Source organism: Paracoccus litorisediminis (assembly GCF_009711205.1).
Taxonomy (GTDB): domain Bacteria; phylum Pseudomonadota; class Alphaproteobacteria; order Rhodobacterales; family Rhodobacteraceae; genus Paracoccus; species Paracoccus litorisediminis.
Window position 1 is genome coordinate 395,034 of the sequence record NZ_WMIG01000001.1, and the last position, 14,811, is coordinate 409,844.

Consider the following 14,811-nt stretch of genomic DNA (forward strand, 5'->3'; position numbering starts at 1 on the left):
GCAGGGTGGCGGCGAAGGAAAGGCGTGACGATGGAATGGCAGGGCGAGGCCAGCGTGATGACGCTGCGGAGGATTGGCGAGAATGCCGTGATCCTGACGGTGCTGTCACGCGATCAGGGCCTTGTCACCGGCATCGTGCCCGGCGGGGCCAGCGCGCGCCGCGCCGCCATCCTGCAACCCGGCAACCGCCTGAGCCTGCGCTGGCGCGCGCGGGTCGAGGATCAGCTGGGCACGTTCACCGTTGAACCCGCCCGCGCCCGGCCCGGCCTGCTGGCTGCGGGCAACGCTTTGGCCGGGGTCAATGCGGTGACCTCGCTGCTGGTCTATGCCCTGCCCGAACGCGATCCGCATCCGCGCATGACCGACCTGACGGAAGCGCTTCTGGATCTGATGGATGAGGGCGGCGACTGGGGCGCGGCCTATCTACAATGGGAAATGCGGCTGCTGGACGATCTGGGCTTTGGCCTCGACCTGTCCAGTTGCGCGGTGACCGGCACGCGCCATGGGCTGGCCTATGTCAGCCCGCGATCCGGGCGGGCGGTCAGTGCGGCTGCTGCCGGGGAATGGGCCCCGAAGCTGCTGCCCTTGCCCGCCTGTCTGGGCGGGCAAGGCAATGGTGGCTTGGCCGAGGCATTGGCACTGACCGGATTCTTCCTTGAGACCCGGCTGGCCGAGTCCCATGCTGGCAAGCCCCTGCCCGCCGCAAGGGCGCGGCTGGTCAACCGGCTGGCCGGTCCGAGTTAAGGCGCGGTCTTGGCGACGGGACGCCAGCGGATCGTGACCTCGGGTCCGGTCATCACCAGATCCTCGCCCACGAATTTCGCATGGCGGACGGCACCAAGGGCAGCCAGAAACTCGGCCTCTCCCCCTTCCACCAGACAGGCCCGGCGGGTGGTGGCAAGGTTTTCGTAAAGCAGTTCCGGCAGCGTGGCGCGATTCGGGCCGGTATAGCGATTGCACGGACCCTGCCCGGAAATCGCGCCGTCCGGGGCCAGCCGCGCGGTGGCCGTGCCGGTGATCGTCTTGCCCTCGATCTCGATCAGCTCATAATCGCCGGTGACCTCGCGGGTCTCGGCGCGGGCGGCGACAAGGAAAGTCCCGACCATGGCCAACGCAAGGCAGCCACAGGCAAGGACAAGGGCAAGACGACGCAGCATGGCTTATTTTTCCTTCCGGTAGCCGGGCTCAAAGGTCAGGTAGGTCGGGCCGGTGATCTTCAGCACGCCACCGGTATAGGTGATGCCGTCAGCCTGACGCAGCGCCGCGAAATAGCGCGATTCGAGCGCGCCGGCATTGCCGCCACAGCCTGCGCCGCTGGTCTTGATCTCACCCAGTTTGAAGCCCGGAGGCTCGGCCGTCTGCGCCGCCGCGTAATGGTTGCAGGGTGCCTGACCCGAGACCGAGCCATCGGATTCGATGGTCAGGCCGACATTGCGCTGCGGCACGGTCTCGTCGGCAATGCCGACCAGAACATAGGGACCGGTGGGGACATTGCTTCCAAGACCACCGCCCCCGGTGGTCGGTTCGCAGGCAGCAAGCGTGGTCAGTGAGGCCGCTGCGGCGGCAAGAATGGCAATACGGCTCATGGGCAGCTCCGTTTTGAATGTTTCCTCCATAATGCCTGAACAGGTGAAACTGTCCAGCATCGGGGGATTTTTCCTGACAGGACAGTCACCTGTATGCAATGGCCTTGCCGCGACATATGCGCGCGGCACGCCTTTCCGTTGCATCCCGCTGACGGGCGGTTATGGCTGTCGCCCATGTTCGGACTTGACCCCACGCTTTTCTGGATCGCCATCGCGGTCACCCTGTTTTCCGGCTTTGTCAAAGGCGCGATCGGTTTTGCCATGCCGATGATCATGATGTCGGCGCTGGGATCGTTCCTGACCGCGCAGCAGGCGCTGGCGGCGTTGATCCTGCCGGTACTTGTCACCAATATCCGGCAGGCGCTGCGCCAAGGCATTGGCCCCGCCTGGCAGACCACCCGCGACTATCGCTGGCATATCGCCATGGTCGCGCTGTTCATCCCGATCAGCGCGGTCTTTGCCACCCGTGTCCCGCAATGGGTGATGTATGCGCTGCTGGGCGCGCCGATCACACTGTTCGCGTTCTGGCAACTGGCCGGGCGCAGCCTTGTGATCCCGATCCACCATCGTCGCCGGGTCGAGATCGTCACCGGCATCATCGGCGGGCTTTACGGTGGCATCTCGGGGATCTGGGGACCGCCGCTGATCGTCTATCTGCTGTCGATCGGCGCCCCCAAGGACGAACAGATGCGCGCGCAGGGCGTGGTGTTCTTTATGGGCGCGGTGGTGCTGACGGCGGCGCATCTGCACTCGGGCGTGCTGACCGCCCAGACCCTGCCACTGTCCGCGATCATGGTGATACCGGCACTGATCGGCATGGGGCTGGGCTATCTGGCGCATGACCGACTGGACCTGCAGCAATTCCGGCGCTGGACTCTGGTGCTGCTGGTGCTGACCGGGCTGAACCTTGTGCGCAGGGCGCTGGAATTGCTGGGCCGACCGGTGTAACCGGGCGCCCGAAGACAGGAGACGACAATGACCTCTTTTCCGGACCCGGCCGATCTGACGGCCCGCCTGATCCGCTGCCCCTCGGTCACCCCCGAGGAGGGCGGCGCGCTGGTCCTGCTGGCCGAGGCGCTGACCGAGGCCGGTTTCGAATGCCACCGCGTTGACCGGGGTGGCGTGCCGAACCTTTTCGCACGCTGGGGCGCCAAGGGCGCCGCCAAGACCTTTGGCTTCAACGGCCACACCGATGTGGTCCCGCCCGGCGACATGTCCAGCTGGACCCACCCGCCCTTCTCGGGTCATGAGGAAGACGGCTGGATCTGGGGCCGGGGCGCGACCGACATGAAATCCGGCGTCGCGGCCTTTGCCGCCGCCGCCATCGCCTTTACCCGCGAAACCCCGCCCGATGGCGCGATCATCCTGACCATCACCGGCGATGAGGAAGGCCCCGGCAAGGACGGCACCACCGCGCTGCTGGACTGGATGGGGACGCAGGACGAACAGATGGATGTCTGCATCGTAGGTGAGCCCTCGAACCCCGACCGCATGGGCGAGATGATCAAGATCGGCCGCCGCGGCTCGATGACGCTGAACATCAACGCCAAGGGCGTTCAGGGCCATGCCGCCTATCCGCACCGCGCCAAGAACCCGCTGCACGCGCTGGTGCGCCTGCTGAACGAACTGACCACCGAGCCGCTGGATCACGGGACCGAGCATTTCGACCCGTCTGGCCTGCAGATCACCACCGTCGATTGCGGCAACCCGGCCTCGAACGTGATCCCGGAAAAGGCCCGCGCCACGATCAATATCCGCTTCAACGACGCTCATACCTCGCACACGCTGGACCGGATGATCCGCGACAAGGCGGCGGGCATCGAGGCCGAGACCGGCGTGACCTTCGCGATCGAGACCGATGTCTCGGGCGAAAGCTTCCTGACCCGCCCCGGCCCCTTCGTCGAAATGGTGCGCGACATCGTCAAGGACGAGACCGGGCTGGACCCGGTGCTGTCGACCTCGGGCGGGACGTCGGACGCGCGTTTCGTCAAGGATCACTGTCCGGTCCTTGAATTCGGTCTTGTCGGCCATTTCATGCATCAGGTGGATGAGCGCGTCCCGGCCGATCAGGTCCGGCAACTCTCGCGCATCTATCGCCGCATTCTGGAGCGTTACTTCGCATGATCGAAAAGACCGACGACCTTGAGACCTGCCGCGCCATCCGCCGCGAGGTCTTCGTGATCGAGCAATCGGTCCCCGAGGCAGAGGAATGGGACGGCAAGGACGGCGAGGCGATCCACCTGATCGCCCGCGACGATCAGCACGCGGCCATCGGCACGGCGCGCATCCTGCTGATCGGCGACACCGGCAAGATCGGCCGCGTCGCCGTGCTGAAATCGGCACGCGGCACCGGCACGGGCGCGGCGCTGATCCTTGCGGCGCTGGACGAATTGCGTGCCCTGCCCGGCATCACCCGGGCCAAGCTGGGCGCACAGACCCATGCCATCGGCTTCTATGAAAAGCTGGGCTTCACCGCCTACGGCCCCGAATATGACGATGCGGGCATCCCCCATCGCGACATGTCACGGGAGCTGTGATTGATCCGGCCCGAGCTTGCCGCCACCCTGCGCCCCTGGGCCGAGACGCTCTCGGCCCTTGTGCTGGTCGCGTTCGGGCTGTGGGTCATCTGGCTGGGGGGCTGGATCTACCAGCCCCTTGGCAGCGCCATTGCCATCATCGCGGGTATCTGGGCGCTGGATGCACGCCGCAGGATGCGTTTCCGCAGCAAGGCCACCGCGCCCGGCGTCGTCGAACTGGATGAGGGGGCGATCCGCTACCTTGCCCCCGACCGCGTGCTGGGCGGAGAGATCGCCCTGCGCGATCTGGCTGAAATCCGGCTGCTGCGGCTGAACAATCGCCTGCATTGGCGGTTGAAAAGTCTTGATGGTCAGGCACTTCTGATTCCGGTCGATGCCGCGGGGGCCGAGTTGCTGGCCAGCGCATTCGCCTCGCTTCCGGGGCTGAACATGGGCCGGATTTCTGCGGCACTTGCGGGTGAAGGGCCAACGATTCAAACCCTTTGGACGAGGTCGGATCGCGCCCGCTTGACTTGACGCGCCGCTCTTGCCACCTGTGGCACTCAGGCAAATGAAAGGCCACCGATGTCCATTCCTCAACAGGGCGGCGGCCCGATCGAACGTCCCGAACAGCTGGCCGAATATATCGCCTCGGGTGAGAAGCCCAAGGACAATTGGCGCATCGGGACCGAGCACGAGAAATTCGGCTATCGTCATTCCGACCTGATGCCCCTGCCCTATGACGGTCCGGCGGGCACGCCGACGGTCAAGGCGATGCTGGAAGGCATCCGCGACCGCTTCGGCTGGAAGCCGGTGCTGGAGGGCGAACATATCATCGGGCTGGAACGCGACGGCGCCAATGTCAGTCTGGAACCGGGCGGGCAATTGGAACTGTCCGGCGCTCCGGTCGAGACCATCCACCAGACCTGCGACGAAGTGAACAGCCATCTGGCCGAGGTGAAATCCGTGGCCGACGATCTCGGCGCGGGCTTCATCGGCCTAGGCGCGGCCCCGATCTGGTCGCAGGACCAGATGCCGATGATGCCCAAGGGCCGCTACCGGCTGATGACCGATTACATGGGCCGGGTGGGTGAGCTTGGCACCCAGATGATGTATCGCACCTGCACCGTGCAGGTGAATCTGGACTTCGGCTCGGAAGCCGACATGGTCCAGAAGCTGCGGGTGGCGCTAGCTCTGCAACCGATCGCGACCGCGCTGTTTGCCAATTCCCCCTTCCTCGACAACAAGCCGAACGGGATGAAAAGCTGGCGCGCGAATATCTGGCAGCATCTGGACGACGCCCGCACCGGCCTGCTGCCCTTCGCTTTTGAATCGGGCATGGGCTATGAGGCATGGGTGGACTACGTCCTCGATGTGCCGATGTATTTCGTCTATCGCGACGGCAAATACATCAACGCGCTGGGGCAAAGCTTCCGCGACTTCATGAAGGGTCAGCTTCCGGCACTGCCGGGCGAGGTTCCGACCCTGTCGGACTGGGCCGACCACCTGACCACCGTCTTCCCCGAAGCCCGCGTCAAGAAGTTCATCGAAATGCGCGGTGCCGATGGCGGTCCGTGGCGGCGTCTTTGCGCCCTGCCCGCGCTGTGGGTCGGGCTGATCTATGACCAGAACGCGCTGGATGCCGCTTGGGATCTGTGCCGCGGTTGGAGCGCCGAGCAGCGCGATGGTCTGCGCGTCGCCGCCGCCCGTCAGGGTCTGCAAGGCGAGTTCGACGGGCTGCGTCTGCATGACATCGCCCGCGACGTGCTGGAGATCGCTGAATTCGGGCTGAAGGCGCGCGCGCGTGTCGGCGCGGGCGGTCTGGTCCCCGATGAGACGCATTTCCTGAATGCGCTGAAGGAAAGCGTCGACAGCGGCAAGGCCCCTGCCGACGAGCTTCTGGCCAAGTATCACGGCGAATGGGGCGGTGACCTCAACCGGATCTACGACGAATATTCCTACTGACGACAAAAGGGCCGGGTCATCCCCGGCCCTTTTCGCATCACGATTGCAGTGCCGGCGGTTCCTTGCGGCCTGCCATGAACTGGTCGAACTCGGCCTTGTCCTTGGCCTCGCGCAGCTTCTGCAGGAAGTCGAGGAATTCGCGATGCTCGTCCTCCAGGCGCTTCAGCGTCTCGCTGCGGTAAGCATCAAAAGCGGCGTTGCCGGTCGGCGCGGCAAAATGCGGCGCGCTGAAGCGGGCGGGGCGGTCATGGCGATGGCGGCAGGAAAACATGCGTTTGCTCCAGATCATGTAGCCAAGAGTGGCAAGGCCCACGGGCCAGAAGGCGATAAAGCCCAGGATCATGGCGACGATCCAGGCCGCCTTGCCCCGGTCGTCCAGCCAGTCCCGGACCCCGGCCAAGGTCTGGCCGATCCGGTCCATGACGGACGGTCGAGGTTCGATATAGCTGTTCATTACGGTCCCTTTCGATGTGAATGTTAATCACATTTACATAGATGGAGCGCCGCAATCCACGTTCAATAGCCCTGCCGCAAAAAATCAGTCGGTGATGACGCCAAGGCCCCGCAGATAAATCAGCGTGCCGCTTTCCAGCATGTCCGCCGGGGAAATGGGCGAGCGGCCGCCGGGCTTGCCGCGGCTGAACAGCTCGACCACGCCATGGCTCAGCGCCCAGATATGGTCGGCGGCCATCCCCGCAGGCGGGCGGCGGCTGTCGGGGATGCGCTGGAACAGCGCCTCGGCGGCGTGAACCAGGGTGCCGCGCGCCCGGTCGGCGGCCTGGGTCAGGCCGGAATTCCCGGCGATCGAAATACCGGATTCGAACATCGCGATGTAATAGCCGCGCCGCTCGGCGGCAAAGCCCAGATAGGCCTGCCCCATACCCAGAAAGGCCGAAAGCGGTGTCCGGCCCTGCTTCAGGGCGGCGCTCAGGCGTTCGGCGAATTCCTCGAAACCCTGCCGGGCGATTTCCTCAAGCAGTTCGTCCCGGCCGGTGAAATGGCGATAGGGCGCAGCGGCGCTGACGCCGACCGCGCGCGCGGCCTCGGCCAGGGTAAAGCCCTGCGGCCCCTTTTCCTCGATCAGGCGCACGGTCGCCTCGACCAGAGCCTGCCTCAGATTGCCGTGATGGTATGAGTCGCGGGCCACGTCGCCCTTACATGCCTTCGCCGAAATAATCCCCGACCAGCGCGCTTAGCGCCTCGGCCAGTTCATTGGCCTGCTCGCCACGCGTGGTCACCCGGATCGTGCTGCCACGCGGCGCGGTCAGCATCAGCAGGCCCATGATCGAATCGCCAGAAACGCTCATCCCGTCCTTTTCGACGGTGGCCTTGGCGTCGAATTTCTCGACGGTCTCGACGAATTTGGCACTGGCCCGCGCGTGCAGGCCCTTTTCGTTGATGATTTTCAACTCTCGGGTGACGGACCCGTTGCTCATGTCATTCATGAGGCAGCGCGGTTCGGCACGGGAATGATATCGGCGGGCAGTACATCATAGCTGTTGATGTACTTGCGACCTGCGTCCTTGGCCAGTGTCACCGCATCGGCCACCGGCAATTTCCGGGACTTTGCCAACTTGACCAGCATCGGCAGGTTGGCCCCGTATAGAATCGAACGGTTGCGCGCATGACAGGCCATCAGCGACAGGTTCGAAGGCGAGCCTCCGAACAGGTCCGTGACCACCACGACGCCATCCCCGGTATCGACGGAATCAGCCGCGGCGCAGATTTCAGCCTGCTTTTCCCCCCGGTCGTGATTCTCCTCGATTGCAACGGCTCGAATTCCCGATTGTGGCCCGACCACGTGCTCGACTGCCGAGAGATATTCCCGCGCGAGCCCCCCGTGCGCCACGATGACAATTCCGATCAATGTACCCCACCACGCAGGTCTGCCGTCAAAGCGTAGCAGTCACCGCGAGAGGTCCTGTCATAAGACCGTCATCGGGTGCCGGCGCCTTTTCACGGCGTTCAAGTTCCCTGTGTCTAATTGACACCTGCCAGCCGCCTTTCGCAAGCGCGTCTGCCATTTTTTCCGCCAGTGTGACGGAACGATGTTGCCCCCCGGTACAACCAAAGCCGATTACCAGATGGGCTTTACCCTCTTCTAGATGGGCCGGAAGCGCAAAAAGCACAAGATCCCGGACCCTGTCGAAGAACTCACCGAATCGCGGATCTGACGCAACGTAATCCTGAACCAGCGGATTTCGGCCATCAAGTGGACGCAATTCCGGCTCCCAATGGGGATTCGCAAGGAAGCGGCAATCGAACATCATGTCGACCCCGCGCGGCACGCCCCGCTTGTAGGAAAACGACTGGACCGAGACCGTCAGCCGGTGTCCCGGCTCGACATCGAACCAGCGCGCCAGTTCGGCCTTGAGGTCATGGGGCGACAGTTCCGAGGTATCGACCAGCACATCGGCACGCGCCCGCACCGCCGCCAGCATGTCGCGTTCGGCCAGAATGGCGTCCAGCGGCGCGCCTTCGCTGCGCAAGGGATGGCGGCGGCGGGTCTCATTGAAACGCCGCAACAATTGTTCCGGCGCGCAGTCCAGATACAGCACCTCGGGATCGTAATCGGGCAGACGCGTCAGCCGGTCGATCAACTCGATCAGGTTCGTCGCGGAAAAGTCTCGGTTGCGTACATCCAGACCCAGCGCCAGCGGCACACCACGCGCCGGGCCATCCAGCAACCGTGGCACCAGCGACAGCGGCAGGTTGTCGATGGATTCGTAACCCAGATCCTCAAGCACATTGATCGCGGTCGAGCGCCCCGCCCCAGAAGGGCCGGTGACCAGCACCACGCGCTGGGTCATCTCGTCGGGTTTCGTGTTCTCGGTCATGCCATTCATCTTGGGCCTGTGGTGGGCCGTCCGGTCCAACAGGGCCGGGAGGAAAGTCCGACGTCAACCTTGGTCCCGATCCCAGCGGCCTGCAACCAGATATTGCATCAGCACCGGCGCAAGATGCGGATGCCCCTGTCCCAGCACCAAAGGAACCCAATAGCCAAGATACTCCGCACGGCGATGCGGCGGCAAACGCTCGGGCTCGGGCCGGTCCAGATCGACCGCCAGCGCCAATTCGGTCGGGCCGGCGGGGCGCGCATTCAGGATGCCCACCCCTCGCGCCTCGATCCGGCCCCGGATCGGTTCGGGGCAATCGACCATCAGCCGCCCGTCCCTGACCCAGATCCCGGTCCGGTCATCGGCGACCAGCCCCGCCCCCAGCGCCATCATCCCCAAAGCCAGCGTCGACTTGCCCGATCCCGACCCTCCGAGAATCAATAGCGCCCGACCCCGGACCGCCACCGAGCTGGCATGAAGGATCGCGTCGAAACCCACGCTCATGCTTGAAACTTTCCTCTCATCCTGATGAAAATGCCGCCTAAGGGCTTTCGATTCCGTTTACATAATGCCCTCTGCACGGAAATGTTGGCGCGAACACGGTGTGGTTGCGCTAAACGTTGTCTTTGGGACGGTTCCGTCACCCGGTTGCCATGATATAGCACTCGGGAAGATCCCGCTGGGGTCAGACGATCATCAGGAGCTTTCAGGACATGTCCGAACCGCGCGTTAATCCGAATTGCCGTCTCGAGGATCAGGGGATCACCGGTCTTGGCAATGTCCATTACAACCTGATCGAGCCTGCCCTGATCGAAGCCGCCCTGCAGCGCGGCGAAGGCAAGCTGGGCAATGGCGGCACCTTCCTCGTCTCGACCGGCTCGCATACCGGCCGCTCGCCCAAGGACAAGTTCGTCGTCCGCACCCCTTCGGTCGAAGATTCGATCTGGTGGGAAAACAACAAGCCGATGTCCCCCGAGGCCTTCGACACCCTTCACGCCGACATGCTCGCGCATATGAAGGGCAAGGACTACTTCGTGCAGGATCTGTTCGGCGGTGCCGACCCGGCGCTGCGCCTTGACGTGCGCGTCGTGACCGAACTGGCTTGGCACAACCTGTTCATCCGCCACCTGCTGCGTCGCCCCGAGGCCGCGGAACTGGCGACCTTCCTGCCCGAATTCACCATCATCAACTGCCCCAGCTTCAAGGCCGACCCGGCCCGCCACGGCTGCCGCAGCGAAACCGTGATCGCGCTGAACTTCGACAAGAAGCTGATCCTGATCGGCAACACCGCTTATGCTGGTGAGAACAAGAAGTCGGTCTTCACGCTGCTGAACTACATCCTGCCGTCCAAGGGCGTCATGCCGATGCATTGCTCGGCCAACCACGCCATCGGCAATCCCGATGACAGCGCGATCTTCTTCGGTCTGTCGGGCACCGGCAAGACCACGCTCTCGGCCGATCCCTCGCGTACGCTGATCGGCGACGATGAGCATGGCTGGTCGGATCACGGCATCTTCAACTTCGAAGGTGGCTGCTACGCCAAGACCATCAACCTGTCCGCCGAGGCCGAGCCGGAAATCTACGCGACCTGCTCGAAATTCGGCACCGTGATCGAGAACATGGTCTTCAACGAAGACACGCTGGAGCTGGACTTCAACGACAACTCGATCACCGACAACATGCGCTGCGCCTATCCGCTGGAGCAGATCTCGAACGCGTCGGAAACCTCGCTGGGCGGCATGCCGAAAAACGTGATCATGCTGACCTGCGACGCTTATGGCGTCCTGCCGCCGATCGCGCGCCTGACGCCTGCGCAAGCCATGTATCACTTCCTGTCGGGCTTCACCTCGAAGACCCCGGGCACGGAAGTGGGCATTGTCGAGCCGACGCCGACCTTCTCGACCTGCTTCGGCGCGCCCTTCATGCCGCGTCGCCCGGAAGTTTACGGCAAGCTGCTGCAGGAAAAGATCAACGCCACGGGCGCGACCTGCTGGCTGGTCAATACCGGCTGGACCGGCGGCGCTTTCGGCACCGGCAAGCGCATGCCGATCAAGGCGACCCGCGCGCTTCTGACCGCAGCACTTGACGGTTCGCTGAACGAAGTCGAGTTCCGCAAGGACCCGAATTTCGGCTTCGAAGTTCCGGTCTCGGTCCCGGGCGTCGAAGACAAGCTGCTGGACCCGCGCCAGACTTGGGCCGATGCCGATGCCTATGACGCGCAGGCCAAGAAACTGGTCGGCATGTTCAGCGACAACTTCGCCCAATACGCCGACAAGATCGACGACGACGTCCGCGCCGCCGCGATCGGCTGATCGCCAACCCCATTGACGGAAAAGGGCGGCCCAAGGGTCGCCCTTTTTCATTCGGCAGGACCGCCCCTCGCGCCGGGGGCTTTGCGCCCGTTCTTGGAAAAGGCCCCCCGGACTCTTTCCGGACCCCCCGCTGGTATCTGGACAAAGAAAGAAGCGCTCCAAGGAAAACCTCAAAGCGCTTCTTTCTTGCTTAAATATCCTGGGGGAGCGCGGAACGCGCGGGGGCAAAGCCCCCACCTTGCTAACTCTTGCGGATTCGCTTGCGCTTCTGGGCGCGCTTGACCTCGGACAGGCGCGATTGGGTCGCGCGCTTGCGGATCGGGCCCTTACCCCGACGACCCGCGCCACCCTGTGGCATGGCCCTGCCCTCGACCTCCAGCAGTTCCAGCATCAGGCCACCGGTCAGCGGCACGGCCTCGGACAGGCGCACGGTGACGCGTTGGCCGATGCCGATTTCCATGCCGGTTTCCGAGCCGATCAGCATCTGCGCTTCCGGGTCATAATGGAAATACTCGCGCCCGATTTCGCGGATGGGCAGCAACCCGTCCGCGCCGGTTTCATCCAGCCGGATGAAGGCGCCGAATTTCTGGACGCCGCTGACCCGACCTGCGAACTCGGCCCCGACCCTGTCGGCCAGATAGGCCGCAAGATAGCGGTCGGTGGTGTCGCGCTCGGCCGCCATCGAGCGGCGCTCGGTATCCGAGATCTGCTTGGCGGTTTCGCCCAGATTCTCGACATCCCAATGCGACAGCCCGTCATCGCCCCATTTATGGCCAAGGATCAGCGCGCGATGCACGATCAGGTCGGAATAGCGCCGGATCGGCGAGGTGAAATGCGCGTAGGACTTCAAAGCCAGCCCGAAATGGCCGTAATTCTCGGGGTGATAATAAGCCTGCTGCATCGAGCGCAAAGCCGTCATATTGATCAGCTCATCGAAATCCGAGCCTTGGGCTTGTTCCAGCAGCCGGTTCAGGTGGCGCGTCTGCAGAACCTGCCCCTTGGCCAGCGTAAAGCCCGAGGCCTCGGCCACTTCACGAAGCGCATCCAGTTTCTCGGCGCTGGGTTCCTCATGGACGCGGTACAGCAGCGGGCGGCGCAGGCGTTCGAGTTCCTCGGCGGCGGCGACATTGGCCAGCACCATGAATTCCTCGATCAGCTTATGGGCGTCGAAGCGTTCGCGGAAATTGACCGATTTCACCCGGCCATCGGCGGTCAGGATGATCTTGCGCTCGGGCAGGTCCAGTTCAAGCGGCTGACGACGGGCGCGCGCGGCTTTCAGCAGCTCGTAGGCGTGCCAGAGCGGCTTGATCACTGCATCCAGCAGTGGTGCGGTCTGCTCGTCGGGATTGCCGTCGGCCCCGGCCTGCGCCTGCTCATAGCTGAGGCTCGCCGCCGAATGCATCATGCCGCGGTGGAAGGTGTGGCTGACCTTGTTGCCCGCCGCATCCAGCCGCATCCGCACGGCGATGACCGGACGATCGACGCCTTCGTGCAGCGAACACAGGTCGCCCGACAGGATATCGGGCAGCATCGGCACGACCCGGTCGGGAAAATAGCTGGAGTTGCCGCGCTTCCGCGCCTCGCGGTCCAGTGGCGAGTTCGGGCGGACGTAATAGGCCACATCGGCAATGGCGACCCAGATATCGGCGCCGCCATCGGCGCGAATCTCGGCGGCGACGGCATCGTCATGGTCGCGCGCATCCGAGGGGTCGATGGTGACCAAGGGCAGATGGCGCAGATCCTCGCGGCCTTTCATGCCAGCGGGCTTGGCGGCATCGGCCTCGGCCATGACCTCATCGGGGAAGTCGTCGGGAATGCCGTGCTGATGGATGGCGATCAGACTGACCGCGCGCGGGGCCGACGGATCGCCCAGACGCTCAAGGACGCGGGCGACAGGAAGGCCGATCCGGCCGCGCGGGCCGATCTGCTCGGCCTCGACCAGCTCGCCATTCTGTGCGCCGTGGATTTCATGTGGCGGGACCTGCCATTCCTTGTCCGAACCCTTTTCGATCGGCAGGATGCGGCCGCTGGCCTCGGGGTCGGCGGAGCTGCGGCGGAAGATGCCGACGACCTTGTGCTGGACCGTGCCGATGCGGCGGATCAGACGGGCCTGATACTGGTGATCCTCGCCATGCGTCTCGATCAGGCGGGCAAGGATACGCTCGCCCGGCGCGATGGCGGGGTCAGCCTTGAGCGGCGCGTAAAGGATGCGCGGCATCGGGCCGTCGCCATTCCATTCCAGCGGCTTGGCGAAGATGTCGCCGTCCTTGTCCGGCGGCAGAAGCTGGATGACCGAAACGGGGGGCAGGCGCTCGGCGTCGTGATAGTGACGGCGGCGGCGTTCAAGCAGACCCTCGGCCTCAAGCTCTTTCAGCATGCGCTTCAGCTCGATGCGTTCCGCACCCTTGATGCCGAAGGCTTTGGCGATGTCGCGTTTCGCGGTGGCGTCCGGGTGCGCATGCACCCAGTCGAGAATCTGTTGTCGGGAGGGAAGCTGTGCCATGCGGCCAAGCTATCATGCCCCCCGACCGGGTGGCAGAGGCAAAATCAGGCCCTTGCCGGCGTCTGTTCCGGCAGACGCACAAAGCGCGCCGCGTCACGAACGATGGGATCGGCCTCGGCGCCCTCGGCCAGATGGCGGACGAAATCCTGCCGCATCCGGGGCGTCCAGAAAGAGTTGATGTGACCGGCCACGGCCTCGGCAGGCGCGCCGGGCTGGCTGCGAAAGAAATCCGCCATCTGTCCGGCCATCCGGATCAGCTTGTCGTCGCTATGCATCATCTAGGTCTCGGGTTGCGGCAATGCGCCGGGGATGGGTGTATAGGTCAAAGGCATCGCCCCGGGCACGGGCGATCAGGGTGATCCCGGCGCGCTCGGCCCATTCCAGCGCCAGATCGGTCGGCGCGCTGGCCCCGATCAGGACCGGAGATCCGATCCGCGCCGCCTTTTGCACCAGATCGACCGACAGGCGCGAGGACATGACAATCGCCCCCTGCCCACCCGACCTGCCCGCGCGGGCCAAGGCCCCGGCCAGCTTGTCCAGCGCATTGTGGCGTCCGACATCCTCGCGCACCAGCATCTGCGTGCCGTCCCAGAAGCCCGCGCCATGGATCGCGGGCGTGTCACGGCGCAGGATCTGGCCCTGGCCCAGCGCCTGCATGGCGGCAACCACCTGCGCCGGCGTCATGCCCCAATCCGAGCCGACCGTCCTGACAGTGGGCAGCGCTGACGCGATGCTGTCCACACCGCACAAGCCGCATCCGACCGGGCCCAGCATGCTGCGACGCCTTTCGGCCAGACCAGCGGCCAGACCGGGGCGCAGCCACAGCCGCGCCTCACGCGCGGGAAAGCCGCCCGCCTCGACCGTCGCTTCCTCGAAATCGGTCACGTCGGCGGGGCTGGCGATCAGCCCCTCGGTCAGGGCAAAGCCAAAGGCGAAGTCCATCAGGTCGGCAGGCGTTGCCATCAGCACCGCCTGCGACATGCCGTCGATGACCACCGCCACCGGGCATTCCTGCGGCGCGGGCGGTGCTGAGGCATGATGCCAGCCACCGTCCCAGCGCAGCGGCCCTGAGGGTTGGTCCTTCATGCTCGC

General features: G+C 64.7%; 18 protein-coding genes. 7 read left to right on the plus strand and 11 right to left on the minus strand.

What is annotated here, in order from left to right:
• Window positions 1–30 precede the first annotated feature (30 nt).
• Complete coding sequence (recO, locus tag GL300_RS02005) at window positions 31–744, plus strand: DNA repair protein RecO (RefSeq protein WP_155038534.1); 714 nt, start codon at window positions 31–33, stop codon at window positions 742–744.
• Here the strand turns inward: recO and GL300_RS02010 are convergent.
• Both GL300_RS02010 and GL300_RS02015 read right to left on the minus strand, forming a co-directional pair.
• Window positions 741–1,157 carry an META domain-containing protein gene (locus GL300_RS02010; protein WP_155037893.1) on the minus strand — a complete coding sequence of 139 codons (417 nt, stop codon included), beginning with the start codon at window positions 1,155–1,157 and terminating at the stop codon, window positions 741–743. The genes recO and GL300_RS02010 overlap by 4 nt on opposite strands.
• Before the next feature lie 3 nt (window positions 1,158–1,160).
• Entirely contained in the window at window positions 1,161–1,586 is a 426-nt protein-coding gene (locus GL300_RS02015) for an META domain-containing protein (protein WP_155037894.1), read from the minus strand.
• A gap of 174 nt (window positions 1,587–1,760) precedes the next feature.
• On the opposite strand from GL300_RS02015, the gene GL300_RS02020 reads away from it, so the two are divergent.
• Genes GL300_RS02020 through GL300_RS02040 form a run of 5 tightly spaced genes read left to right on the plus strand, consistent with a single transcriptional unit; the run spans window position 1,761 to window position 6,067 of the window.
• Window positions 1,761–2,534: a sulfite exporter TauE/SafE family protein gene (locus GL300_RS02020; protein ID WP_155037895.1), complete on the plus strand. Its 774-nt coding sequence runs from the start codon at window positions 1,761–1,763 to the stop codon at window positions 2,532–2,534.
• A 27-nt stretch (window positions 2,535–2,561) separates the two neighbouring features.
• The gene (gene dapE / locus GL300_RS02025) at window positions 2,562–3,710 is read left to right on the plus strand and encodes a succinyl-diaminopimelate desuccinylase (protein WP_155037896.1); all 1,149 of its coding nucleotides are present in this window, start codon (window positions 2,562–2,564) and stop codon (window positions 3,708–3,710) included.
• Window positions 3,707–4,123, plus strand: a complete 417-nt coding sequence (locus GL300_RS02030) for a GNAT family N-acetyltransferase (RefSeq protein ID WP_155037897.1) — start codon at window positions 3,707–3,709, stop codon at window positions 4,121–4,123. The genes dapE and GL300_RS02030 overlap by 4 nt, the downstream gene beginning before the upstream one ends.
• Window positions 4,124–4,639, plus strand: a complete 516-nt coding sequence (locus GL300_RS02035) for a hypothetical protein (protein ID WP_155037898.1) — start codon at window positions 4,124–4,126, stop codon at window positions 4,637–4,639.
• A 48-nt stretch (window positions 4,640–4,687) separates the two neighbouring features.
• The gene (locus GL300_RS02040) at window positions 4,688–6,067 is read left to right on the plus strand and encodes a glutamate--cysteine ligase (RefSeq protein ID WP_155037899.1); all 1,380 of its coding nucleotides are present in this window, start codon (window positions 4,688–4,690) and stop codon (window positions 6,065–6,067) included.
• Between the two features lie 37 nt (window positions 6,068–6,104).
• On the opposite strand, the gene GL300_RS02045 is transcribed toward GL300_RS02040, so the two are convergent.
• From GL300_RS02045 to GL300_RS02070, 6 genes are all read right to left on the minus strand, one after another.
• A complete protein-coding gene (locus GL300_RS02045; protein WP_155037900.1) occupies window positions 6,105–6,521 on the minus strand; it encodes a DUF2852 domain-containing protein in 417 nt (138 codons plus the stop codon).
• An 84-nt stretch (window positions 6,522–6,605) separates the two neighbouring features.
• Entirely contained in the window at window positions 6,606–7,214 is a 609-nt protein-coding gene (locus tag GL300_RS02050; protein ID WP_192335128.1) for a TetR family transcriptional regulator, read from the minus strand.
• A gap of 7 nt (window positions 7,215–7,221) precedes the next feature.
• Complete coding sequence (locus tag GL300_RS02055; RefSeq protein ID WP_155037901.1) at window positions 7,222–7,512, minus strand: HPr family phosphocarrier protein; 291 nt, start codon at window positions 7,510–7,512, stop codon at window positions 7,222–7,224.
• Window positions 7,509–7,934 carry a PTS sugar transporter subunit IIA gene (locus GL300_RS02060; RefSeq protein ID WP_155037902.1) on the minus strand — a complete coding sequence of 142 codons (426 nt, stop codon included), beginning with the start codon at window positions 7,932–7,934 and terminating at the stop codon, window positions 7,509–7,511. Before GL300_RS02060 ends, GL300_RS02055 begins: the two co-directional genes overlap by 4 nt.
• Window positions 7,935–7,959: 25 nt before the next feature.
• Window positions 7,960–8,904 carry an RNase adapter RapZ gene (rapZ, locus tag GL300_RS02065; protein WP_155037903.1) on the minus strand — a complete coding sequence of 315 codons (945 nt, stop codon included), beginning with the start codon at window positions 8,902–8,904 and terminating at the stop codon, window positions 7,960–7,962.
• Between the two features lie 63 nt (window positions 8,905–8,967).
• A complete protein-coding gene (locus GL300_RS02070) occupies window positions 8,968–9,408 on the minus strand; it encodes an HPr kinase/phosphorylase (RefSeq protein WP_155037904.1) in 441 nt (146 codons plus the stop codon).
• 209 nt (window positions 9,409–9,617) lie between these two features.
• On the opposite strand from GL300_RS02070, the gene GL300_RS02075 reads away from it, so the two are divergent.
• Complete coding sequence (locus GL300_RS02075; RefSeq protein ID WP_155037905.1) at window positions 9,618–11,216, plus strand: phosphoenolpyruvate carboxykinase; 1,599 nt, start codon at window positions 9,618–9,620, stop codon at window positions 11,214–11,216.
• 241 nt (window positions 11,217–11,457) lie between these two features.
• Here the strand turns inward: GL300_RS02075 and rnr are convergent, their stop codons facing one another.
• From rnr to fdhD, 3 genes are read right to left on the minus strand one after another with little or no spacing between them, the layout of a single operon-like run.
• Window positions 11,458–13,719, minus strand: a complete 2,262-nt coding sequence (rnr, locus tag GL300_RS02080; protein ID WP_155037906.1) for a ribonuclease R — start codon at window positions 13,717–13,719, stop codon at window positions 11,458–11,460.
• A gap of 44 nt (window positions 13,720–13,763) precedes the next feature.
• Complete coding sequence (locus GL300_RS02085; RefSeq protein WP_155037907.1) at window positions 13,764–13,997, minus strand: formate dehydrogenase subunit delta; 234 nt, start codon at window positions 13,995–13,997, stop codon at window positions 13,764–13,766.
• Complete coding sequence (gene fdhD, locus GL300_RS02090; RefSeq protein ID WP_155037908.1) at window positions 13,987–14,805, minus strand: formate dehydrogenase accessory sulfurtransferase FdhD; 819 nt, start codon at window positions 14,803–14,805, stop codon at window positions 13,987–13,989. Before fdhD ends, GL300_RS02085 begins: the two co-directional genes overlap by 11 nt.
• Window positions 14,806–14,811: the final 6 nt, after the last annotated feature.

Coding starts and splice junctions, on each gene's coding strand:
- rnr (WP_155037906.1), bottom strand. CDS start 13,719: ATGGCACAGCTTCCCTCCCGACAACAGATTCTCGACTGGGTGCATGCG.
- GL300_RS02055 (WP_155037901.1), bottom strand. CDS start 7,512: ATGAATGACATGAGCAACGGGTCCGTCACCCGAGAGTTGAAAATCATC.
- GL300_RS02085 (WP_155037907.1), bottom strand. CDS start 13,997: ATGATGCATAGCGACGACAAGCTGATCCGGATGGCCGGACAGATGGCG.
- rapZ (WP_155037903.1), bottom strand. CDS start 8,904: ATGACCGAGAACACGAAACCCGACGAGATGACCCAGCGCGTGGTGCTG.
- GL300_RS02030 (WP_155037897.1), top strand. CDS start 3,707: ATGATCGAAAAGACCGACGACCTTGAGACCTGCCGCGCCATCCGCCGC.
- fdhD (WP_155037908.1), bottom strand. CDS start 14,805: ATGAAGGACCAACCCTCAGGGCCGCTGCGCTGGGACGGTGGCTGGCAT.
- dapE (WP_155037896.1), top strand. CDS start 2,562: ATGACCTCTTTTCCGGACCCGGCCGATCTGACGGCCCGCCTGATCCGC.
- GL300_RS02075 (WP_155037905.1), top strand. CDS start 9,618: ATGTCCGAACCGCGCGTTAATCCGAATTGCCGTCTCGAGGATCAGGGG.
- recO (WP_155038534.1), top strand. CDS start 31: ATGGAATGGCAGGGCGAGGCCAGCGTGATGACGCTGCGGAGGATTGGC.
- GL300_RS02015 (WP_155037894.1), bottom strand. CDS start 1,586: ATGAGCCGTATTGCCATTCTTGCCGCCGCAGCGGCCTCACTGACCACG.
- GL300_RS02045 (WP_155037900.1), bottom strand. CDS start 6,521: ATGAACAGCTATATCGAACCTCGACCGTCCGTCATGGACCGGATCGGC.
- GL300_RS02070 (WP_155037904.1), bottom strand. CDS start 9,408: ATGAGCGTGGGTTTCGACGCGATCCTTCATGCCAGCTCGGTGGCGGTC.
- GL300_RS02040 (WP_155037899.1), top strand. CDS start 4,688: ATGTCCATTCCTCAACAGGGCGGCGGCCCGATCGAACGTCCCGAACAG.
- GL300_RS02020 (WP_155037895.1), top strand. CDS start 1,761: ATGTTCGGACTTGACCCCACGCTTTTCTGGATCGCCATCGCGGTCACC.
- GL300_RS02010 (WP_155037893.1), bottom strand. CDS start 1,157: ATGCTGCGTCGTCTTGCCCTTGTCCTTGCCTGTGGCTGCCTTGCGTTG.